24 protein-coding genes are annotated in these 21590 nt (G+C 63.5%); 10 read left to right on the forward strand and 14 right to left on the reverse strand.

Annotation, left to right across the window (positions count from 1 at the left end; all coding sequences use genetic code 11):
- The 3 genes from BLJ79_RS12965 to otnK are packed head-to-tail and all read right to left on the reverse strand — an operon-like array spanning position 1 to position 2824.
- On the reverse strand, positions 1-783 hold the full coding sequence (locus tag BLJ79_RS12965; RefSeq protein ID WP_071215155.1) for a DeoR/GlpR family DNA-binding transcription regulator: 783 nt from the start codon (positions 781-783) through the stop codon (positions 1-3).
- On the reverse strand, positions 780-1559 hold the full coding sequence (gene otnI / locus BLJ79_RS12970; protein ID WP_071215156.1) for a 2-oxo-tetronate isomerase: 780 nt from the start codon (positions 1557-1559) through the stop codon (positions 780-782). The genes BLJ79_RS12965 and otnI overlap by 4 nt, the downstream gene beginning before the upstream one ends.
- 17 nt (positions 1560-1576) lie before the next feature.
- Positions 1577-2824 carry a 3-oxo-tetronate kinase gene (gene otnK, locus BLJ79_RS12975; RefSeq protein ID WP_071215157.1) on the reverse strand — a complete coding sequence of 416 codons (1248 nt, stop codon included), beginning with the start codon at positions 2822-2824 and terminating at the stop codon, positions 1577-1579.
- A 409-nt stretch (positions 2825-3233) separates the two neighbouring features.
- Between otnK and BLJ79_RS12980 the strand changes: the two genes are divergently transcribed.
- Both BLJ79_RS12980 and BLJ79_RS12985 read left to right on the forward strand, forming a co-directional pair.
- Complete coding sequence (locus BLJ79_RS12980; RefSeq protein ID WP_071215158.1) at positions 3234-3803, forward strand: winged helix-turn-helix domain-containing protein; 570 nt, start codon at positions 3234-3236, stop codon at positions 3801-3803.
- A gap of 93 nt (positions 3804-3896) precedes the next feature.
- Positions 3897-5081, forward strand: a complete 1185-nt coding sequence (locus tag BLJ79_RS12985; protein WP_286135398.1) for an MFS transporter — start codon at positions 3897-3899, stop codon at positions 5079-5081.
- A 12-nt stretch (positions 5082-5093) separates the two neighbouring features.
- Here the strand turns inward: BLJ79_RS12985 and BLJ79_RS12990 are convergent, their stop codons facing one another.
- The 4 genes from BLJ79_RS12990 to BLJ79_RS13005 form a co-directional block, all read right to left on the reverse strand.
- The gene (locus BLJ79_RS12990) at positions 5094-5663 is read right to left on the reverse strand and encodes a DapH/DapD/GlmU-related protein (protein WP_071215203.1); all 570 of its coding nucleotides are present in this window, start codon (positions 5661-5663) and stop codon (positions 5094-5096) included.
- Between the two features lie 132 nt (positions 5664-5795).
- Positions 5796-6218 (reverse strand): (R)-mandelonitrile lyase, encoded by a 423-nt coding sequence (locus BLJ79_RS12995; RefSeq protein ID WP_286135391.1) that lies wholly within the window; start codon positions 6216-6218, stop codon positions 5796-5798.
- Between the two features lie 5 nt (positions 6219-6223).
- Entirely contained in the window at positions 6224-7120 is an 897-nt protein-coding gene (locus BLJ79_RS13000) for a helix-turn-helix transcriptional regulator (RefSeq protein ID WP_071215160.1), read from the reverse strand.
- Between the two features lie 137 nt (positions 7121-7257).
- On the reverse strand, positions 7258-7554 hold the full coding sequence (locus BLJ79_RS13005) for a hypothetical protein (RefSeq protein ID WP_071215205.1): 297 nt from the start codon (positions 7552-7554) through the stop codon (positions 7258-7260).
- Between the two features lie 133 nt (positions 7555-7687).
- Between BLJ79_RS13005 and BLJ79_RS13010 the strand changes: the two genes are divergently transcribed.
- Both BLJ79_RS13010 and BLJ79_RS13015 read left to right on the forward strand, forming a co-directional pair.
- Positions 7688-8758: a helix-turn-helix transcriptional regulator gene (locus BLJ79_RS13010; RefSeq protein WP_071215161.1), complete on the forward strand. Its 1071-nt coding sequence runs from the start codon at positions 7688-7690 to the stop codon at positions 8756-8758.
- Between the two features lie 123 nt (positions 8759-8881).
- Complete coding sequence (locus BLJ79_RS13015; protein ID WP_071215162.1) at positions 8882-9733, forward strand: helix-turn-helix transcriptional regulator; 852 nt, start codon at positions 8882-8884, stop codon at positions 9731-9733.
- Here the strand turns inward: BLJ79_RS13015 and BLJ79_RS13020 are convergent.
- Positions 9670-10158 carry a hypothetical protein gene (locus tag BLJ79_RS13020; RefSeq protein WP_071215163.1) on the reverse strand — a complete coding sequence of 163 codons (489 nt, stop codon included), beginning with the start codon at positions 10156-10158 and terminating at the stop codon, positions 9670-9672. The genes BLJ79_RS13015 and BLJ79_RS13020 overlap by 64 nt on opposite strands.
- 118 nt (positions 10159-10276) lie before the next feature.
- The gene (locus BLJ79_RS13025; protein ID WP_175475476.1) at positions 10277-11032 is read right to left on the reverse strand and encodes an SOS response-associated peptidase; all 756 of its coding nucleotides are present in this window, start codon (positions 11030-11032) and stop codon (positions 10277-10279) included.
- Between the two features lie 520 nt (positions 11033-11552).
- Here BLJ79_RS13025 and BLJ79_RS13030 point away from each other — a divergent pair.
- Positions 11553-12149 (forward strand): GNAT family N-acetyltransferase, encoded by a 597-nt coding sequence (locus BLJ79_RS13030; protein ID WP_071215206.1) that lies wholly within the window; start codon positions 11553-11555, stop codon positions 12147-12149.
- A gap of 128 nt (positions 12150-12277) precedes the next feature.
- Here BLJ79_RS13030 and BLJ79_RS13035 read toward each other — a convergent pair whose 3' ends face one another.
- The gene (locus BLJ79_RS13035; RefSeq protein WP_071215165.1) at positions 12278-12862 is read right to left on the reverse strand and encodes a hypothetical protein; all 585 of its coding nucleotides are present in this window, start codon (positions 12860-12862) and stop codon (positions 12278-12280) included.
- Between the two features lie 352 nt (positions 12863-13214).
- Between BLJ79_RS13035 and BLJ79_RS13040 the strand changes: the two genes are divergently transcribed.
- From BLJ79_RS13040 to BLJ79_RS13050, 3 genes are all read left to right on the forward strand, one after another.
- Positions 13215-14093 (forward strand): arginase family protein, encoded by an 879-nt coding sequence (locus BLJ79_RS13040; protein ID WP_175475475.1) that lies wholly within the window; start codon positions 13215-13217, stop codon positions 14091-14093.
- Positions 14090-14758 carry a DUF459 domain-containing protein gene (locus BLJ79_RS13045; protein WP_071215166.1) on the forward strand — a complete coding sequence of 223 codons (669 nt, stop codon included), beginning with the start codon at positions 14090-14092 and terminating at the stop codon, positions 14756-14758. Before BLJ79_RS13040 ends, BLJ79_RS13045 begins: the two co-directional genes overlap by 4 nt.
- 235 nt (positions 14759-14993) lie before the next feature.
- Positions 14994-15395 carry a hypothetical protein gene (locus BLJ79_RS13050; protein WP_139194856.1) on the forward strand — a complete coding sequence of 134 codons (402 nt, stop codon included), beginning with the start codon at positions 14994-14996 and terminating at the stop codon, positions 15393-15395.
- A 188-nt stretch (positions 15396-15583) separates the two neighbouring features.
- On the opposite strand, the gene BLJ79_RS23930 is transcribed toward BLJ79_RS13050, so the two are convergent.
- The 3 genes from BLJ79_RS23930 to BLJ79_RS13065 all read right to left on the reverse strand — a co-directional run bounded on the left by BLJ79_RS23930 (position 15584) and on the right by BLJ79_RS13065 (position 17461).
- Positions 15584-16147, reverse strand: coding sequence for a GNAT family N-acetyltransferase (locus BLJ79_RS23930; protein WP_083411272.1), 564 nt, complete (start codon positions 16145-16147; stop codon positions 15584-15586).
- Positions 16148-16345: 198 nt separating this feature from the next.
- Positions 16346-16699 (reverse strand): hypothetical protein, encoded by a 354-nt coding sequence (locus tag BLJ79_RS13060; protein WP_071215169.1) that lies wholly within the window; start codon positions 16697-16699, stop codon positions 16346-16348.
- 315 nt (positions 16700-17014) lie between these two features.
- On the reverse strand, positions 17015-17461 hold the full coding sequence (locus tag BLJ79_RS13065) for a cytidine deaminase (protein ID WP_071215170.1): 447 nt from the start codon (positions 17459-17461) through the stop codon (positions 17015-17017).
- Between the two features lie 164 nt (positions 17462-17625).
- Here BLJ79_RS13065 and BLJ79_RS13070 point away from each other — a divergent pair, with 164 nt between their 5' ends.
- Both BLJ79_RS13070 and BLJ79_RS13075 read left to right on the forward strand, forming a co-directional pair.
- Positions 17626-19047 (forward strand): hypothetical protein, encoded by a 1422-nt coding sequence (locus BLJ79_RS13070; RefSeq protein ID WP_139194857.1) that lies wholly within the window; start codon positions 17626-17628, stop codon positions 19045-19047.
- A gap of 655 nt (positions 19048-19702) precedes the next feature.
- Positions 19703-20341 (forward strand): LysE family translocator, encoded by a 639-nt coding sequence (locus tag BLJ79_RS13075; RefSeq protein ID WP_071215172.1) that lies wholly within the window; start codon positions 19703-19705, stop codon positions 20339-20341.
- A 218-nt stretch (positions 20342-20559) separates the two neighbouring features.
- Here BLJ79_RS13075 and BLJ79_RS13080 read toward each other — a convergent pair whose 3' ends face one another.
- Positions 20560-21066: a GNAT family N-acetyltransferase gene (locus tag BLJ79_RS13080; protein ID WP_071215173.1), complete on the reverse strand. Its 507-nt coding sequence runs from the start codon at positions 21064-21066 to the stop codon at positions 20560-20562.
- Between the last annotated feature and the right edge of the window lie 524 nt (positions 21067-21590).

The following is a 21590-nucleotide window of genomic DNA, read 5'->3' on the forward strand; positions in this document are numbered from 1 at the left end:
TTAGTTGGGGAATTCGAGATGGGGGTCGACCAGGGTGAGGGGAATACCCAGTTCCTTGATCTTCTCGACCGCCGAATCGGCAAGTCCGGAATCGGTGATGATTCCGTCGATGTCGGTGAGCTTGACTGCCTGCAGGCTAGCCACCCGGCCGTACTTGCTGCTGTCGCTCACCAAGATGGTGCGTGCGGCGGTCTCCTTGATGGCCCGTTTGACCGCCAGTTTGGCGTCGGTGGGCACGGAGGTTCCGCGCAGATCAAAGGAGGAGGTGGACATGAACGCCACATCGACGTTGAACTGGGCAATCATGCGTGCGGTCAGTGAACCGTCCGACGAGAGGTTGGCACGGTCCAGGGCGCCTCCGGCGAAGTAGAGTTCATTGCTCGAGCGTTCGGAGAGGCTCAGGGCAATCGACAGGTCGTTGGTCACGAAGACCATGTTCGGCATCGGGGCCAGATATTGGGCGATGGACAGCGTGGTAGTTCCGGCGTCAAGGAACACCACGTTGCCGGGCTGGACCTGCTCGGCGGCAGCCCGTGCGATGGCAAGCTTCTGCGCTTGCTGCAGGCCTTCCTTGACCGTATGCGACTGGTCCAGGGCCAGTCGCTCGGGCCTGCTCACTCCTCCGGGGACAGAGACGACACGGCCGAGTTCCTCGAGCCGGTGGATGTCGCGGCGCACCGTCATGTGAGATACGCCCAAGACCTCGACAAGGCTGGTGATGCTGACGCTTCCTTGTTCTTGAAGCATCTGAAGGATGGCGCGCTGGCGCTCGAGGGGAATCACTTGGCGTCGCTTCGGTACGCGGCGAGCCATCCCAGGCCCGCGGTGGTTTCCCCTGCCGGCCGGTATTCACACCCCACCCATCCGCGATATCCCGCGGCATCCAATTCGGCCAGCACGTAGGGGTAGTTCAGCTCCCCGGTATCCGGTTCGTTGCGCTCGGGCACCGAGGCGATCTGGATGTGGCCGATGGAATCGATGGAATCGCGCATCAGCATGGTGACATCGCCCTCGGTGATTTGGGCGTGGTAGTAGTCGAACTGCAGGCGGGCGTTTGGCCGGTCGATCCGCTCAAGCAGGTCGACTGCCTGGGCAACGCTGCCCAGGAAATATCCGGGCATGTCGCGGGCGTTGATCGGTTCGATCAGCACCTCGATGTCAAGCTCGGTCGCCAGGTCGGCCGCATACCGCACGTTCTCGACATACAGGGCCTCGGTCTCAGCGGTGACTTCGCTGATTCCTGCCATGATGTGGATCTTGGGGCAGGCGAGGGCCCGGGCATAGTCCAAGGCCTGGGTGATCGAATCCCGAAAGTCCTGTTGTCGTCCTTCCAACGTGGCCAGCCCGCGCTCGCCGCCGCCCCAGTCCCCCGCGTGGGCGTTGAAAAGGGCTTGTTCGAGAGAGTGGGCCTTTAGCTTGTCAGCGATCTGAGACTTCTCGAAGTCGTAGGGGAAGAGGTACTCGACGGCGTTGAAGCCAGCGGTCGCCGCGGCCTCGAAACGCTCCAGGAACGGCAATTCGGTAAACATCATGGACAGGTTCGCGGCAAATTTCGGCATGATCGGCTTTCCTGGTCCTACTGGGCTTGGCTGAAGAAATCGATGGTTCCGAAGTTTCCCGATTTCAAGGCCAGGTCGACCTGTCCATCAAGTGACCGGACCCAGGGAACGCCCGGGGCGATCGGTTCTCCCACCTCGAATCCCGTGACGCCCAACGCGGTGGTGACCGAACCGGAGGTTTCGCCGCCAGCCACCACCATGCGCTGGATTCCGTCCTCCACCAGACGGATGGCGATTCGGCCGAAGAATCCCTCGATGGCCTGGCTTGTTTCGACCGAACCGTAGGTCCGCTGGAGACGCTGCACTTCTTCAGGACCAGCAGTGGCGAAGATCAGCGGAGCAGGGCCGGTGGAGGGCTGATCACTGAACCACGCCAGAACATCCGCGTCGTAACCAGTTGGCGAGGTCAGCAGTCGGTCGACATCCACGGCGAGACAAGGGCCCTTGGTCTTGTAGTCGGCGACCTGGTCATTGGTCATGACCGAGCAGGAACCCGACAGGATCACGGCCGACCCGGCCTTTGGAGTGAAGGACGAGCGTTCACCCTTGGCTGTGGCCGGGAGCGCCCGGGCGATGGCTCCACCAAGTCCCGAGCCGCCAGTTACCAGGCGCATCTCGGCAACGGCCTCGCCCAGTACATTCAGGTGCCGGTCGTTGAGGGCATCGAGCACCGCATAGCGGTTTCCCGCGGCCTTCAGTTCGGCCAGGGCCTCGCCCACTGCTTCGCGACCCCGTTCAACGGTGTCCACAGGAACCAGCCCGGTGGTCCCCCGGGACTGGCCGTCCATGAGACGAACCAGGCTTGAATCGGCCATCGGAGTGACCGGGTGGTTGCGCATTCCCGATTCGTGGAGTGGCACGCCGTTGACGAATAGGTACCCCTGGTAGGTGGTGCGCCCGTTGACCGGCAGCGCCGGGCAGACGACGGTGAAGTTCTCGTTTAAGGCGTTCAGGAGCGCATCGGTGACAGGACCTATGTTCCCCTGGGCGGTGCTGTCGAACGTTGAACAATATTTGAAGAAGATCTGTCGGGCACCGGCGGTCTTGAGCAGTTCAAGGGCCTGCAACGACTGTTCAATGGCTTCATATACTGGATTCGAACGGCTCTTGAGGCTGACCACTATTGCCTGCACGTCATCGGCAATGGCGTCGAGCGATTGGATGCCCGATAGCTGGATGGTCTTCACCCCGTTGGCCACGAGAAAACTCGCGATGTCGGTCCCACCCGTAAAGTCATCGGCGATTACACCAAGCTGAACACCCATGTTCACTCCCCGTCTGCCGCGGCGCCTTCACCGCTATTTACAATGTTTCACAAAAGTTACCATATTCACACACCCAGGAGCAATGGCACGCTTGACAGGCGAGATTGTGGCCCGGTGCAAAACTCACCAATGGCCAAGGATCAGCAACACCCGGGCCGGCCCGACATGGCCAATGGGATCATTGTGTTCACAAATATTCCCATCATCCGCAACCGCGTCACATGCCCAAGTAACGCGCACCACAGGGGGTCTTCGCCGTGCGCATGCCCCGCGCCCCGAGGCCGGTGGCCACCGAGAGGGGGTCCCGCACGGCCCGCGGCCTGCCCATCGCGCAATGCACTCAGCAGTCGGCGGACGCCATATCGAAAGAACTCTTGCGAAAGGGTTCTTTCGATAGTACATTTGGCGCATGGACATCACCGACCCCAAGGCCATGCGGGCACTGGCCCATCCCCTGCGCATCCGGCTCCTGGAGCTTGTCGGCACCCAGGGCCCGATCACCGCGGCCCGCTGCAGCGAGTACGTCGGCGAAAGCCCGGCCAACTGCTCGTTCCACCTGCGCACCCTGGCCGAGCACGGTTACATTGAGCGCGCACCCGGAGCCACCGGTCGCAACAGGCCCTGGCAAATCACCGACGTCACCCAGAACCTGGACCGGAACAAGGTGGACCCGGATTCCCTGTCGGCAGCCCTGGCCCTTGGCGACATGCTCCAAAACTGGGAATTCGAACGCCTGCGTGCCGGACGGCACCTGCCGGTTCCCGAAACCTGGAAGGGGCACCTGTTCGAGGCCGGTTCGACGCTGTTCCTGACCCCCGAGGAAGCCGACACCCTCAATGAGCGGTACAACGAACTCATTGCCCCGTTCCTGGATCGCATCACCGACCCGACCCGGCGCCCAGCTGCGTCCGCCCCCGTGCGCGTCTTCATGGCCACCACCCTGGCCCACGACCTCATCCGCAAGGGCGATGAGTCGTGAAAGCGCTGCTGTCCATCCCGGTCTTCCGCAGGTTCACCGGCGTCTGGACCATCGGCAACCTCGCCGACAGCGCCCTGATTCCTGACCCTGTCCATCTGGGCCAAGGACATCTGCGGTTCCTCGAGCGCGGCCGGCCTCGTGTTCCTGGCACTGGGACTGCCCATTGTCTTTTCCCCGCTGGTCGGAACGCTCGCCGACAGGTTCGAACGCCGCAGGCTACTGGTGGCGGGCAACGCGCTGTCCGCCGGCAGCGCCCTGCTGCTCCTGCTGGTCGCCGGACCCGGGGACCTCTGGCTGATCTACGCGGTGGCATTCAGCTATGGACTGCTGGGAATCCTCAACGGCGCAGCCCAGTCCGGGCTGGTGCGCGACATGCTCGATGACGAGCACCTGGACAGCGCCAACGGGATGCTCTCCACGATCGACCAGGGGCTGCGGATCTTCACTCCCCTGCTGGGCGCGGCCCTCTACACGGTGTGGGGCGGCGACGCGCTGGCCCTGGGCGTCGCCGGGGTGCTGTTGCTCACCGCACTCCTGTTGCTGACGGTCTCCGTGCAGGAATCGGCCCCCGAGGCGGCCTCCGAACGCGGCGGGTTCTGGCACGAGAACTCCGCCGGGTTCCGCCACCTGGTCCGGATCCCGTTGCTGTGGCGCATGGTGCTGGTCACCGCAACCGCGCTGGGCGTCATCGGGATGTTCGACTCGGCACTCTTCGAACTTATCGACAAGGGCCTGGGCCTGGAACCGGCATTCTTCGGGGTGCTCATGAGCCTGCAGGGAGCAGGGAGCATTCTTGGCGGCCTGACCGCGGCTACGCTGATGCGCAGGGCCGGGCCGGGCCGGGCAGTCGGCCTGGGGCTGGCATTGGTCGCGCTGGCGGCGTTTGCCGCGGCGTCCGATCTGGTGCCGCTGGTCGCCGGCCCCGGGTTGCTGCTGGCCTTCGTCATCCCCGCGCTGTTCCTGGCCGGCGTGGGTGTGCCATGGATCTTCGTGGCGCTGGTGACCACCCGCCAGCGCATGACCCCTGCGCGGCTGCAGGGCAGGGCCGCAGCCGCCACCAACCTGGTGCTCAACGTCCCGCAACTGGCGTCGATCGCGGCGGGCGCACTGCTGGTGGCGGTGGTGGACTACCGCTGGCTGATGCTCGTTGCCGGCACGGTGGTCGCCGCCTGTGCGCTGGCCATGCTGCGGCGCGGGCACCCCGGGGCCGTGCCCGGCCCCGGGGTGCCGGACACCGCAGCCGCGGCGGCAGGCGAAGAACGGCAACGCCCCCGGTGACTCCGGTGCACGCTACCCGGTGACGGTGCGCACCACCCGTGCGGGGGAACCCACCACCACGGCTCCGGCCGGCACGTCCCTGGTGACGACGGAGGCGGCAGCCACCACGGCGTCGTCCCCGACGCTGACCCCGGGCAGGATGGTGGCGTTGGAGCCGATCCACACGTTGCGCCCGATCACCACGGGTGCCGGATGCATGTCCGCGCGGCGGCTCGGGGCGAGGTCGTGGTTCAGCGTTGCGATCACCACGTTGTGCCCGATGAGCGTGCCGTCCCCGATGGTTACCCCGCCCTGGTCCTGGAACTTGCACCCGGCGTTGATGAAGATCCGCTTCCCCAGGGTGATGTTCCTGCCGAAGTCGGCGTTGAAGGGCGGGAAGAGGGTCACGCTTTCATCCACCGGTTTCCCGGTCAGCTGCGCGAGCAGCTCCCGGACCCGCTCCGGCTCGTGGTAACCGCCGTTGAGCTCGCCGGTGATGCGCAGCGCTTCCTGGCTGACCCGGTGCATGATGCCGTGCAGGGGCGAGTCCCCCGTGATGGTGTGCCCGGCATCCAGCTGGGCGATCAGGTCGTTGAGTTCCATGGTGTCCTTGTCATTCGGGTGGCGGTTCAAGTTGACCGCACCGGTTGATGCCTTCGAGTCCGGCAAAATGCAGGGGCGCGCTGCTCCCGGACCGCGCGTCACGCCTTGCCCCATCCGTGCCCCTGACAGTGTCTAGGCCTTGCCGCTGCCCGGGCGGCGGTAGTCGCCCTCGGCGACGTGTTCGAGCCACCGGGTGGTCTGCGAAGGGTCATCCGCGTTCTCAAGCATCGCCAGGTGCTCCATGAAGTCTTCCGGCGTGGCGCCGTGCCAGTGTTCCTCCCCCGCGGGGCAGTACACGGTTTCGCCGGGCACGGCTTCCACGACCGTGCCGTCGCGCGTGCCGAACAGGGCGACACCACTGGTCACGTGCAGGGTCCGGCCCCTGGCGTGGGAGTGCCATGCCGTGTGGGCCCCGGGGGCGAAGCGGACCCGGGCGACGATCATCCCTTGGCCTTCCTCCTGCGGAGAGGCGATGGGGTCCACCCAGACGTCGCCGGTGAACTGCTCCGGGCCGTTCTTGGTGGTCGGGGCCTTGGGCAGGAATTTGTGTGCCACGGTTTCTATTTCCTTTCCCCTGCGCGAAGAGCGGGGTTGTTGGCGATGCGGGTCTTGTTCCATGAACCGAGCAGCTGGAGCTTCTGGTGGGATTCCGAGCCCGGTTGTGCCGTGTAGACCATGAGCTTCAGCCCCGGGTCTGCGGTGATGGCCAGTTCCTCGTAGGCCAGGACCAGCTCCCCCACCTCGGGGTGGTTGAACCGCTTGGTTCCCGTGCCGTGGGTGCGCACGTCGTGGGCGGCCCACAGGGTGCGGAAGCTCCCGCTTTGGGTGGACAGTTCGCCGACCAGATCCTGGATGCCGCGGTGCTGCGGGTCCTTCCCCGCCTCGTTCCGGATGATGGCTACGCACATTTGCGCGAACAGCTCCCAGTCCGGGTAGAAGTCCTTGGACGCGGGGTCCAGGAACTGGAACCTGGCAAGGTTCGGCGTCCGTCCGCCGCCGTCGCCGATCACCGGCGAATAGAACGCGCTGCCCAGTTCGTTGACGGCCAGCAGGTCCTGGGCCTCGTTGCGCACGAAGGCCACGGAGTCCTTCATCGAGTCCATGACCCACTGCAGGGGTTCACGCGGCGGCCGGGCAGGGGACGCGGGGCGGCGTTGGCGCCCCGAGGTCGGTATGCCGTCGGCGGCGCGGGCCAGGTCGAACAGGTGCGCCCGCTCGGTCTCGCTGAGCATCAGGGCGCGGGCCAGTGCGTCCAATACCGACGACGAGGCCCCGGCAATCGCTCCGCGTTCAAGCTTCGCGTAGTACTCCACGCTGACTCCTGCGAGGCTTGCCACCTCGCCGCGGCGCAGGCCGGCAACCCTCCGGTTGCCGTACACCGGCAGGCCGGCACGCTCCGGGGTGACCTTGGCCCGGCGCGACATCAGGAACTCGCGCACTTCCGACCTGTTATCCATGTCCTTAAGCGTACGGGTGGCCGTCCGGATGAGGGATACCCTCCCAGGGCGCCTTTCCTTTTCGCGTGCCGCAGGGCTGGATGCCCCTGGATCCGACGGGCGAGCCGCCGGGTCCGGAGGGGCATCCGACAGGTCGCTTAGGCCCGGCTGTCACCATCCACCTGCTCCACGATCCGCGTCTTGGGTCCCGAGGCCAGCGCGGGCGAAGCCGAGGGAATGGCCCAGACATCCGACCGCAGCCGGTCCAGGAACTCCTGGGCCTGCGCGTGCGAGGCGAAGTCGAGGTCCAGCACCACGTAGTGCCGGTCATCGACGGGACGGAAGATGCGTTCGGCCAGGACGCCGGAGCGGATCCGCCCCAGCGGGTCGTTGCCGTACGCCCCCTTCCACATCTCGAAGTCCTTCACTCCGTGTTCTATCTGAAGCGTATACATCGTGGCTTCCTTTCCCTTGGTGCCGATGGCCTGAGCGTAGGCGCAGCCCCCGGTGGCCCGCCATCCCAGTTTTCTGGGGTCCACCCGCACCCGGACATCCTCCCGGCATGGGGCCGGCGCGCATACTTGTCACATGGGAAGCAGGTGGGCCGCCGAACGCCTTATCCAACGTGTCACGGCGCTCGATGAGGCACGGCTCGAGAGCCACGCCTACCGCCGTGAGGTGCTCGAGGAACTCTCGGCCTCGATCGGGCATGAGGCCTGGGTGTGGCCGTTGGCCGACCCGATCACCACTGTCGGGATCTCCCCGATGGCTCAGGTCCCGGGCACAGCGGAACTGCCCCTGTTGATCACCCTGAAGTACGCCACGGCGCTGAACCGGTGGACCACCCTGCCAGCTGCCCCGGCGCGCGCCGTCTCGCTGGCCGCGGCCACCGACGGCGAGCTGTCCCGCAGCGAGTCCTGGGCCGGGGTCCTGCGCAGGCACTCGATCACCGATGTCCTGTCGATTGTTTTCGCGGACAGGTGGGGCACCTGGGGCTGGCTTGATTTGTGGCGGGGCCACGGGGACGGCGTGTTCACCGCCGCCGAGGCGGAACAGCTGTCATCGCTGGCCCCGGCGATCACCGCCGGCCTGCGGCATTGCTCGGCGAGGCAGTTCCAGGCCGGCAACGGTGGCGCAGCACCGCCCCACCCCCAGGCGGTGCTGGTGCTGGCCGAAAACCTGGGCATCATCAGCCAGACCGAAACCGCGAACCTCTGGCTGGAGCTGCTGCAACCCGGGCCCCGCCCGCACCAGGGCATCCCGGCGGAGGTGCTCAACGTGGCCGCCCAATTACTGGCCCAAGAGCGCGGCATCGATGCGCACCCGGCCGGTTCGCTGGTCCACGTGGGCTCCGGGGTCTGGGCGCGCTTGTCGGCAACCCGCATGAACACTCCGGCGGACAGGGCTCCGGCACCCATCGCGGTGACCATCCAGGACGCTTTGCCCGCCGAGCGCATGGCGGTCTTTGGGAGGTGTTTCGCCCTGAGCCCGCGCGAAAGCCAGCTGCTCGGACTTGCCGCGAGCGGGCTGGACACCGCTGCGTTGGCCCGCGCCCTGGGCATCGGCAGGTACACCGTCCAGGACGACTTCAAGTCCCTCTTTGCCAAGTGCGGGGTGCAAAGCCGCGGCGCCCTGGTGGCCATGGCCGCCGGCCACTGACCCAGCGGCGCAACGGCACAGCGGGAGGCACCGCCCAGCGCCCCTCCCGCCCGGGCTCGGGGCAGCGTAGCATGTCCCCCAACGGGTACTTCGTCGCAGCGTGCTTGGGAGGGGACCACCTGCATGGACAGCATTGGCCGCCTTCGTGAACGATGGCTCGACACCGCCGCCGGGATACTGCAGGAAACGGACCCGGGAACGGCCCGGAAACTGTTGAACGAAGCCCTGCTGGAGTCGTTTCACGCGTTTGCGGCAGTGAAGGCCCCGCTGGCTGCCCCGGGCGGACTCAGCGAGGTCTCGATCTTCGGGAACTACCCCGTGCTCGACACCGCGGCCTGGGAACTGGCTGCGCAGCGGGCAGGTGCCGACCACCCGATGTTCGCGTACCACAACACCACCTCCGACACCGCGCCGGTGACCCTGCTTGAGGTCTGCGAGCGAGGCTGGGCGATCTCCGAGTTCGCCGACTCCATGATCGAGCGGCTCGGCGTGGGCCGGCACCAGCTCTCGCTGCCGCTGGGCACGGCCGAAACGCAGTCTGCAACCTACGGCTTCGTCAGCGACGGGGTCTACCGGGATTCCGACCGCCAGTCCGCACGCTTCCTCCAGCCGATCGTGCGCGGCCTGGATACGCACATCCACCTCCTCGAATCCCTGCTGCCCGGACCCGCGGCCGAACCGGAGCGCCCACTGACCGCGCGCGAGCTGTTGGTCCTTGCCCTGGTGGCCCGGGGCTGCACGGCCCACGGCATCGCCACCCGGCTGGGCGTCTCGCACCGCACGGTGCACAAGCACCAGGAGAACCTGTACCGAAAACTGGGCGCGGTGGACCGCCTGTCGGCGGTCCTCCGCGCCCAGCAATGCGGGCTGCTCCCCCGGCAGCCCGCCGGTGCCGATGTTCGTCCCGGAGTCTACGCCGGGAATTCACACACCCCGCTTGACACCGCATCGCCCAGCGCCTGGCCCAGCAGCTGATCCAGGGCACCGATGTGGTTCCCGATGTAGCCGATGGCACGGCTCTCCTTGCCCGAGCCGAGCAGTCCCGGGCCCGAGTTCCCGGACGCGTTGGCCCAAGCGGCAAACGAGTTCTCCGAGATGCTCGAGTTCATATAGATCAGCGGCACATGCGAGATGCCCTCGGCTTCCATCCACGGCTCCAGGTAGGGGGCCAGATCGATCTTGCCCACGCAATCCGGGGCAACCTCCGCGATGATGAACTGCTCGGCCAGCACGTCCAGCGGCATCCAACGCTTTTGTTGCAGCTGCTGTGCGTAGGCCGCATCGCTCCACTGCTTCTTGAAGCATTCGTGCGCCAGCGCCGCCGGCGCCGCCACCACCGACACCAATGCCACGGCCCCGGTGGCCGCAGCCGCCCGGATCCCCCAAGTCCTGATACCCATGTTGATTCCTCCAAGGTTGGTGGCGCGTTCCCTTCGCACCGACAGGCACCAGTCTTCCCCGGGGGCGCGGCCGGGGCCATACGCAGTCGTACGTAGCCGGCGGGAGGCGGGCTCGGCCTCAGAACAGTCCCGAGTGCTCCTCTACGAGTTCAGGCCCGTCGTTGCGGACGTTGCCGACCGCGGAATCGACCTCGCGCAACTCCCAGCCTGAGGCAACCTCGTCGGCACCGGCGCGCGCCATCTCCACGAGCTCGGCCGCGCTCTTGTCCTCGGGGTCCAGCCATTCGGCCATGGCGTCCTTCGACAGCGGGATCGGCAACCTGTCATGCAGGCCGTGCAGCTTCGCCAACACCTCGGATTCCGAGTCGGCTGCCGGGGACGGGCAGGTGAGGATCGTGGTGGAGAGCAGCCACTGGTCAGGGTCGCCATCCTCCTTGGACGGGTCCTTCCACCATTCGTAGAGCCCGGCAAAGAAGATCAAGGACTTGTCGGCGGGGTGGACGTAGAACGGGCGCTTCTTGGCCTTGGGGGTGTCCCCGGCCAGCCATTCGTAGTACCCCTCGGCCGGGACCGCGCAGCGCCGGGCCTTCGCCGCGGCACGGAAGGTCGGCTTCTCGGTCACGGTCTCGCTGCGGGCATTGAACGCCCGCACGCCCACGGATGCTTCCTTGGCCCACCCCGGCACCAGCCCCCACTTGGCCACATGCACCTGCCGGTGCAGCTTCCCGTCGATCAGCCGCTCCAGCACGATCGGCACGTCGGTGGTCGGGGCGATGTTCCAGGACTGCCGCAGCTCGAGGTTTGCATCCGCTTCGGCCTCGGCCTCCGCGACAAGGTCTCCGATGGCCTTGGCCATCACGTACCTACCGCACATTTCCATCGCCCCTTCATATTGCATTTCGCTTGATCGAAACAGCTCCGGGGCTATGGCACCTCGGAACCACTGCACTCCATAGACACCGTATCGTTTACGCGGTTCCACCGAAACGTCGCCGCGCTACCTCCCGAATATGTGGGCTTGTTCGGTTCGTCGGATCGCGGCGATGCCATATTGCGGAAGATATCGAATCCGTCTGTCACATCTCACCTCAAGTGGACCGATTTCACGACGCCTGGACCGTTTGGCAAGACCTCGCTAAACACGACCCACCGGAACAGGAACCGATCACGCCCGTGCGTCTTCAGATCTCGCTCCCTTTAGGGCCCGCTCGCCGGGCATCTGACCGGACATCTCACCGGACGGGCCTTACGAGTCGGTATCTTCCTGTGAATCGCGAATTTCATGAAGCTTCAGGTCAACTCATGGTGCGTTCCGTTAGAGGACCGTCATACGGGACACATCCAGTCTTCATTCCGAACAACGTCTTGATGTTGAGCCACGCTAGACTCAAGTGGTGGACTTTACAGACGTAGCCCTGCTTGAAAGCCCGTTCATTCGACTCGAACCGCTTTCCGAGACACACCATGACGACCTCGTCGCAGCGGTTGAAACCGATGAACTTTGGCGGACGTGGTACACGCATATCCCCTCTCCTGCGACCATGGAAAAGGAAATCAAACGCCGGATCGCCTTGCACACCGAGGGTCGGATCGTTCCCTGGGCCATCATCGATCCACGGACTTCTCGCGCGGTGGGAATGACTACGTACTTGAACCTGGAACCAGCCAATCGTCGTCTGGAAATCGGGTCAACCTGGATCGGATCGAAAGCGCAAGGAACGGGCATCAACACCGCAGCCAAAATGCTCTTGCTCCAGCGAGCGTTCGAGGAACTGGGGTGCATTGCAGTTGAGTTCCGGGCGCATTGGCATAATCACCAATCCCGGCGCGCAATCGAACGACTCGGTGCCAAACAAGACGGCATTCTTCGCAATCACACGATCTTCGAGAACGGTACCGTCCGTGACACCGTGGTGTTCTCCATCATCGAAGCCGAATGGCCAACCGTCAAATTCGGGCTTGTCGAAAGGCTTAACGTCTACCAGAGATAGTCGCCCTCAGCGCCGCGTTGGCAGGGTCAGTGTCCCAGTTAGCGTTCCTCTTGCGGACGGCACTGCGCGGTGCAGAGGACTCTGGACCCGGTGCAGTCGACTGCGGGAAAGACAGGCAACAGCTTTCGCTACTCCGGAGGGGAAGCCGGGGCTACCAACCGTGGATCAAAGTGAGCGGTGGCACCGGGCGGCCCCTGCCATATCTTGATGAAACGCGGCAGGTCCTTGCCTCGCTCTGATCCGGAGGACAGGGCAAACGCCGGTGATGGCGGTTCCCTCCAGAACTGGACCAAGTGCCGTTCGACGGGAGATTCCACGGCGAGGTCAAAGGCCGTGTCGCGGCCCGTGGTGTGGAGCCTGGCCCGGTAGCTGCCCTTCTGATCACCCACGATGCTGCCGACGTTCTTCATCTCCCAGCCGGTGGGCGTGGTGAAGTACGCTCGGCCCTCCGGGAGCATCAGGGACACCTCGTGGATGTCTTCCCATCCTAGCGGGGTGGCTTCCGGCCTCGCTCGAAGGACCTCCACCGTCAGGCCAATGGGCCCTGAATGCACTCCGGTGTAGACCAATGGAACCGCCAGCCGAGTCTCCTGTCTCTCCCCGCGCATGGCCGCCCGCAGGGCCGCTGCGGGGTCCGCCGGAGGAAAGGGCTCCACGACAAAATCCACGACATTACCCCACGCATTGATGACGAAGGCTCCCGATTCGAACACAGGCCCTGCCTTTCAAACAACATGGAACGGACCCTTCCTGCTTCGATCACTCGCATTGAGCATACGAGAGACCGGCCAATACAGAGCATGTTCGCGTGTTGATCGGCAGCAGGGATTCAGATGGACAGTCGACATACCGCCGGTTTCTGTACCGGCTCCAGCGGGGAAGCGCTGGTAGGTGGACTACCCCGTAGAGGGTTCCCCTCTTGCGGACTGCGAGTCGACTTTCAGAGTCTCCGACCGTGGGAAATAGCGGCCGTCACGTTGACACTCCTAAATTCAGTCATCGCCGGACACTGCCCTAGCATGGGAGCAACCGAACGCGATTGTAGCAGATGAGGTGGGGATTGTGGTGACCGATTGGGACCTTCAACTGGTGGTGCCGTTGTGGCAGGGCAGCGGTGAGCCCGGGATTGCGCAGGGCGCCACTTACCTGGCCGAGATGCTCGCTCCCTCGACAGTGCGGCACGTCGTGGAACCGGACCTTGGAACCCTCGATACGCACCCCAACCACGGGGACACCTCCTTGATCGAGAGCCACGATGCCGTCGAGGCCCACCTGGTCGCGGCCTCGAATCTCTTGCGGGCCCTTGGGCCGAGCAGCCTACTAACCCTGGGCGGGGACTGCACCGTGGAAGTGGCCTCGGTGTCACACATGGCCTCGATCCACCCGGACCTACGCGTGGTGTGGATTGACGCCCACGCCGACTTGAACACCCCGGAATCCAGCCCCAGCGGACACGCACACGGCATGCCGCTGCGCACCCTGTTCGGCGAGGGCCACCCGGACTTGGTCCCGTCCACCACCCTGTCACCGCAACGATGCGCACTGCTGGGCACCCGCTCCATGGACCCGCCCGAGCAGGCATTCATTGCCGCGCACGAGCTGCCAGTAATCAACCCCGAGCAACTGCAAAACGAACCGGACCTCCTGGAAGAACTTCTGGTCCGGTGGCTGCCCGACGGTGCACCGCTCTACGTGCACCTGGACCTGGACGTCCTGGACCCCATGGTGTGGCCAGCGGTGGCTGTTCCCGAGCCCGGTGGGCTGGCCATCGCCACCTTGGTCGCGGTGATCAACAGACTTCGGACCCGGGGCACACTCGTCGGGGTCGGCATCACCGAATACGTCCCCGGTGTGGACCACATCGCCTCAATGCTCTGGCCGGTGCTGGACGCGTTGGGCATCACCGTCCAAGGCCGCAACAACAACGAAGCCCAGGAGGGATGACGGTGGTTCAGGTGAATACCGAGGATCCTGGGGAGCAGCCGGAACCGGATGTGCGAGTCTGCTTTATCGGCGACTCCTTCGTGGCCGGAGTCGGCGACGCCAGACACCTGGGCTGGACCGGACGCCTGGCAGCGCGCAGCCATGCACAAGGACATGCCTTGACCGCCTACAACCTGGGTATTCGCCGTGACACCAGCGCCGACATTCTTCGCCGCTTCCGGGCCGAATGCACGCCTCGGCTTCCTGCCGGAAGCCATGCGGGTGTTGTATTGTCCTTCGGCGTCAACGACACCATGAACGAATCCGGCGTCACCCGAGCCGCATCCGAGGCGTCGGTATCCCATTTGCGTGAGCTTTTGACGCAGCTCGGCAAATCGGGGTGGCCCGCCCTGATGGTCGGTCCGCCAGCGGTTGACGACGACGCGCACAATGAACGCATCATTTCCCTGGATGCCTTGTTGGAAGCTGAATGCGCCCGTCATTCAGTTCCCTACGTGGGTGTCGTGAGGCAGATGCAGGACCATGATGTATGGCGGCGCGAGGTGCGCGAGGGCGATGGGGCCCATCCAGGAGCCGGAGGCTACGACGCCCTGGCCGCGCTGCTTCGGCCCACCTGGGACAGCTGGCTTGCTGCCCTGCGGGCTGGCCAGCCCAGCATCCAGTGACGGCGGGCCGGCAGCGTCGCCCTTGCGAGGTCCGGCGCAAATACCGACCTTGCCGCATCCAAATCGCTTCGGAGAACCGGCATGCATCATCCGATGTCCCCAAGCGCTCATTACCGTCCCGTAGAGCGTTCCTCACGCGGAATAACCCCTCCCAACTGCAGCGGAGGATCATCTCGTTCCCAAGGCATGGCAGACTACTGCCGTGTAAGCCACTTCGTGAAGCAGAGGAGAACCGGTGGAACTGAACAGGGAGGCACGTTCCCTTGAAAACCAGATGCATGCTCGGTTCGCCAAGGCATTTCGGGTCACCACGCTCTCGGACTTCGAAGCCGGTGTCCTCAGCAAGGGCTACGTCACTCGCGAAGACTATGTGGAAGCGTATCGGCTCTACGTCGAAAAGATGACCGCTGCTGATTTCAGCGTGGAGGAAATAGTTGATGACAGCGGCTACTACGTTCGCAACTACTCATCGCGCCGCATGGACGAGTTCTACGCTCAGGACGCACCCGCCTCTGAGGTCTCTCGCTGCGAGGAGGAAGAAAGGTCTCTGAGCCGGGAATGCGAAGTAGGCACGTTCCAGCTCATTTCCACGATTTTCCGCGAGCAATCCAAACCCAGCAGTCAGTTCGACGATTAGTTCGATTCTCAGGATTGTATTCCCCGTGGACCATTGACTGGGTACCCGTCAGCGGCACCAACGACAACAGTCCCGTTCAAGGTTCCCCTGCGAAACATCATGAACCGAGAGCCAATGCGTTTGGGGTTACGACATTTAGCTCTGCAGAAAACGCGTCTTTTAGCGTTGAAAGCCATACGGCTGGATGGCTAGGCCGTCCATGGAAGCTTGTGATGCAAGGCATGCATGGTCACAGTTCCGCCGTAGATGGGAGAGGTGCCGAGCTCCGAAAAACCCCAATGTCTATACATCTCTCGGACTTGGGACGCTTGGCCGAAAACACCCAAGATGGCATCCTGTTCGGCTCGGCTCGACAGGAGTTCACGGATGCACTGTTTGGCTATCCCCCGGCCGCGAAAGCTTTCGTCGACAGCGAGTTCCTGGACGATAACAGTTCTCGAAGGCGAGATTACCGCGTCTAGCGTTGACAGCATCGTGTCTAGTCGTCGCCGCCAGGAGCTGTCCTGGTCAAGCCTCTGAGATAAAGCAAAACCGACCAGGCGTCCATTGTGTCTCGCCGCAACGAGTCGCCCACCAGGGCTAGCAAGTTTGTCGGGACCCCATTGATCAATGCTTTGTAGTTCGTCTGGCGATTCGTTGTAAGGAGGGGCTGCGAAGCTCAAGACGAAGAGACTCGCTACCTCAACCCAAATTTCGTCCGGGGCAACATGCTCGAACCGGAGGTAATTAACTTCAAGGTCGGTCTCTCTCATAGTGGCTCAGTCTATTTCCTGTTTTCTCAGAAGTTTGCCAGGCGAGGAAGTCCGGTGAGCGTTCCCCTGTGGGACGGCCATGCAGTGCAGCGTGGATTCCTTCCACGTCATGAACCGGCGGTCGGTCCAGACCCACCAGCGGGACCGTCCACGACGCTTGCCCTATGCCCCCTCGGAAAAGGGTGCCCGGGTGCGAGGTTACAAGATGTCTGGTGTCTGCCCGTACGCTGTGAGAGCGCCGACGATTATAGACGTGAGAGCCAGGGCGAGGAGCGGTACCCAGAACGCGATTCGGCGCGTGGCGAGCATCACGATCGTGACCACAGCCGCAGCGAACAGAATTAGGAAGACCAGAAGGATGGCAGCCGTTGCCGCCCAATGCGGTACTGAGCGGGTTCCATCCGGCCAGTCGGACTCGGTGAGGGCAACAAAAAAGAAATTCGCGACGGCGACAACCGGCTGCGCGACCAAAAGGATGGTTGAAAAGACGCGGTCGATGATTATTAGAGGTTGCCGGGTGTCCGGCTCATTGACCTGTGCTTTTGTATCCACTAGTCGTCCCAACGCCGGCTCGGAGTAGCTCCGCTGCCGTTGGAGGAGTCTATCGGGTCGCGGCGCCTTCGAGCAGCTCCCTACGACACGACAAAATCCTTTTCTGCACCGACTTCTACCGTGAGATCAGCTTACATCGGCAGATTCTGAGAAACCGATACAGCGCGCGTGAAGCAGAACAGCAGCGCACCCAAGCACCGTCACCAGGGCTGAGAGTTCAAAACGTCCGATAAACGTTCCCGCCAACCGGAACCTACTGCGGCTTTTGGCAGGTTCGGTCAATGAGTGGTGCCCCGCCGGGTAGGCCCCGTTCTCTTACCCGATATGGTCGGCGGCAGACGGCCACTGACCGCCATCCGTAAATTGTGTGGCCCAGTAATACGGATTGACCTCGAGCAAAGTCCGGGTGGTCCACCCCTCGGCCGCAACCGAATCCGGGACTGCTACTTGAACCTCCGGTCCCCACAGTGCAAGCCTTTCCTGGCAGAGACCGCACGGGGCAAGAATCGCAACCCCGTCGCGACCAGGCTCCCGGCTCACGCACACCGACGCGGTCACCCGCCGATCGATGTTGTAGGCATGGCAGATGGCACCCGTTTCCGCGCACAGGTTCGCCGCCGCGTTGAAGTTGTCGAGACTGACGCTGGTCAGTATTTGCCCGTCGTCGAGGTACAGGGCCGCGGCCACTGCTTGCTCCGCATCGGGCCAGCGACGATCCAATTGGTCGATTGCGGCATTGACGAGCTCTTGGTCAAGGTTCATGTCTGCAGTCTGGCATGAATCACACGGTAAATACGTCGTTGACCGACACCGGCCCTATTGTGCTTCGTACCGAGCCCGGAGGCATCCGGGGTCTCCCGCGTTCGAGACCTCCGCGCGTCGCCAAGAGGGTGCCGGCATAGGTTCCCGCTACGGACAGGCTGTGGGTGGCTTCCATTGCCGAGCTGCAGTCCAGAGACTATCTGGCTCAACTCGCCCTTGGCGCAGGATTTTTCCGTTTTCTGTGGTGCCCCCAAAGTTCACGGCGCCCCGTCCCATTAGTGGCGGCGGGGCATCGTGTGTGGGAGTGGAAAATATTCAATATTTGGTCGTTGGGCGCAGGCCACGCCCCGCCGATTGCCCAGCGGTTCATTCCTTCAGGGGCTCCTTCAGCGTCTCCGTCGAATACCCGATCGCCGGCCACCAGCCAGAGCGCCGACTTCACCACAGTGGTGACCGCCGACTTGAAGCCCTTCGTTGATGCCGGAAAGGCTTGGGCCATCAAGACCAAGGGTGAAATCTTCTTCGCGGGCAACAAAGCCGTTTCCGTGGAGAGCACTGATCTCTCGGCCGACATCAAGGTCACGGTGGTCAACCTCAACGATGGTTCAACGGTTGGAACCGCAGCGGTCAAGCGCATTGCCCAGGTGGGCGAGTCTGAGAATGACTTCCCGACCGCGTTCAGCATCGTCCGACACGAAAGAAAAGACTTCCTGTCGGTGACACAGATGGGCGTTCTGCCAACTCGGGACGGGCTTGTCCCCGAGAGCGTCTCCGACGTCCAGGTCACATTCCTCGGACTTGACGACCCCGCAAAGATCAGTTCCTTCGGGCAGGAGGACGCCTACGCTTGGGGCGAGGACCCATCGAGCCAGAATGACATCAGGCACATGGTGCCGCTCACTGGTGACACCGACGGCAACGGGGAACCGGAAAGCTTCTATGCCACCCCGGTCGGCATAACGAAGGTCAAAGGACCCAGCCAGAATGTCATCGCACTGACCCAGGGCGAGCCACTCGTGCAGGGCCAACTCGGGATCGGAGCATACGAGATGCGGGTTCCCGGCGGCTGGGACGTGCTGAACACCCTGAGCGGCGGGGAAAAAGACCCGCTGGGCGAAATGCAAGTTCTAGCCGTTAGCGGGAACTTCATCTCCTTCGACTACAACTTTGCCATCGAGAAGCCGTACCACGGCAGCTACCTGGTGGATCTAGAACACCGCAAGATCCACCAGACCAGCAGCGTTGACCGCAAAGCAGACGGCTACACCGTCAAGGGCCTTCAAGGCTCCCTGGATGGGGACTTCCTGGTTATGAAAGATTCCGCCTACAACAAGCGAACCGGCAAGCTCGTGAGCTTCAGAGGCACCGAACGGATCTTGCTCGGCGTCGCCAACAAGGACGGCACCCGGGCATACGGAACCCGGGCCGCGGACCAGATCAGGGTCTTGGTGGACCTAACCACCAAGATGATCCAGGATGTTGAGAACGCAGGCGATGAAACTAGCGAACTCCCGGACTGGATCACCCCCGAGAACACCGTCGTGTTCCGCGACCACGATATCCTTTCCGGGGTGCGCACGAACTAGGGGCAGGACTGAAGAAGACAGGTTGCCGGGAACCCGCCCATTCCACGACGTCGTCGGCTTTCAAGTACTTCAGCAAGGCGGTGGCCTTCGGGTCATTCATCGCTGGATAGGTATGGGGAGGACGTCGGGATTTGCATCAAGGCAAGCCTGCCGATGTCTCGCAAGAGAAATGCTTACCCGAAAATTTTGAACCTATCGCCGATAATTCATTTTATGACACATAGTTTTTCAATATTTATAAAAAATATAAATATTTTGCATATACCTTCCAATTGCCCCACCTCACCGCAACTAGACCATTAGCAAGATCTCACTCAACATGGACCACCGAAACACGGCAATACGCTGCCCCGTAACTAACTGGGACAGTCCCAGTAGAGGTTCCCCTTACGGGCGCTCTAGACGAAGTGCAAAGGGCTTCGGGCACTCAGTGCAGTCGCCTTCGACAGTCACCGGTCGATATTCGATTAGTCCGTTAAGGAACCGGCTTTCGAGACTGAACACCCATCCAAATACGCCCCGTGCAGGACGCTGCGACTGTTCCAGCGGTGAAGAAGAACTCATGCGGGTTCCCCGCAGACGAGCGCGTGTCGCCGCAGTGCGGTTGGATTTCCGATAGATTCGACGCATCAACGCACCGTGAAATGGAGTCGACATGCTACCTGCGGCCAACGGCTGGGCCTTCGCTCTCGCCGCCTTCGCCCTCATCCTCATTCCCGGCCCGAGCGTGCTCTTTGTCATCGGCCGGTCGCTCTCCCTGGGCCGCAAGGGCGGCTTTCTCAGCGTGATCGGGAACGCACTCGGGGCACTCCCGGCCATGGCCCTCGTGTCCCTCGGCGTCGGATCCATCGTCGCAGAATCCGTGGTCGTCTTCATCATCATCAAATTCGTCGGAGCCGGCTACTTGATGTACCTGGGAGTGCAGGCGATCCGCCACCGCAACGACCACACCGACACCGCCGCCTCACCAAGGGCGCGACCGTCGTCGTTCCGCCTCCTCCGCGAGGGATTCTTCGTCGGGGTATCCAACCCCAAGACCATCGTGTTCTTCGTGGCCGTGCTCCCGCAGTTCGTCAGCTACGAAAACGGTGCCATCCCGCTGCAAATGGCGACCCTCGGGATGATCTTCTTTGGAATTGGCCTGGCCAGTGACAGCGTCTGGGCACTCACGGCCGGCACGGCACGGGCGTGGTTCGCCCGCAACCCGAAACGTCTCTCGCACATGGGTGCCGGCGGCGGCGTGGTGATGATCGGCCTTGGCGGTTCGCTCGCGCTCACCGGTAGCAAGACCTAGTTTCGCATCGAACGAAGCGGCCTCATCGGGTGCGCAAGCCACCTCGGGCCCATCCACCGTGCCCCAGCCGGCACCTCGTTTCCGTAAGCTTTCGAGGCCATGCGTTGCGGCGGCCCGCGGCGTTCAATTGTCCATCACACGTCCCGCGAAGCGTTCCGCATACGGAGATTCAGCTACGCCTCCGGTCGCGGAGGTTCGTTGACGTGAAAGCCCGGGGTTTAGTCGTGGAGGACCACTTGGTAGAGGTTGTGGTCTTGCCATTCCCCGGCAATCTGCAAGTACCGCGGAGCCATCCCGATCAACCGGAAACCCGCCTTCAATAGCACCCGTTGCGATCCGGCATTGTGCAAAAGCGTGCTCGCTTCCAAGCGGTGCAGTCCGAGTTCGTCGCGTGCTGTTTCGACGATCACCTGAACTGCCGCAGAGGCAAGTCCGCGGCCCGCGTAGGCGCTATCGACCCAGTAACCCAGCCCCGCGCTCTGGAAGGGACCGCGCACGATTCCGGCCACGTTGAAACGGCCCACAAGGGTATCGTCGAAAAACAAACCCAAGGGATATCCCTCGCCGGATTTCTCCGCAGCAAGGCGCCGGGCAATGTCTGCGGCCTGCCACGCCTCGGTGTAGTACTCCTCGGGACGCACCGGCTCCCATGGAGAGAGGTACTCGCGGTTACGCACATACGCAGCGGCAAGCGCTGGCCCATCGCTCGAGCGCAGTAGGCGCATGCTGACATCTTCACTAAGCTGACGCGGTTCAAACACCAGTCAACAATACTCGCGGCCGACCCCATACGTTGCCCGGTCGGGGTTCCCCTTCGGGCACGTCGAAAACGATCGATGCGGTGCACCTGCGGACCGCCTCGAGGTATTTCCACCGGGAGCCGTGGCTAATTTCGGCTACGGCCGGTATACGACTACATGGAGTCGCTACTTGTTCGGGGCATCGATCGTGTTAGCCCTGATTTTTCATGGAACGCCGACGGGCCGCCGAATCCGTGATTTTCCCGGATTCGGCGGCCTGTCGTATTTTCGGGCACGCCAGGAACGGCCAGGTCGCCGGCCGGGGGCGTCGGGTTCCATCTTCCGAAAGGGGCTTGCTTCTGTCGTTTCGAAGGGGTCGCGGCAGGGGGTCCTATGCCGCGAGGTGTCCGTTGCGCCAGCGTTCGCGCAGCCGGGCGGTTCCCTCGACGAGGGTGAAGAAGAGTGGTGATTCGGGGGCGGACTCGGGGATCAGCAGCCTTTTCTGCCGG

Source organism: Arthrobacter sp. UCD-GKA, assembly GCF_001863355.1.
GTDB lineage: Bacteria > Actinomycetota > Actinomycetes > Actinomycetales > Micrococcaceae > Paeniglutamicibacter.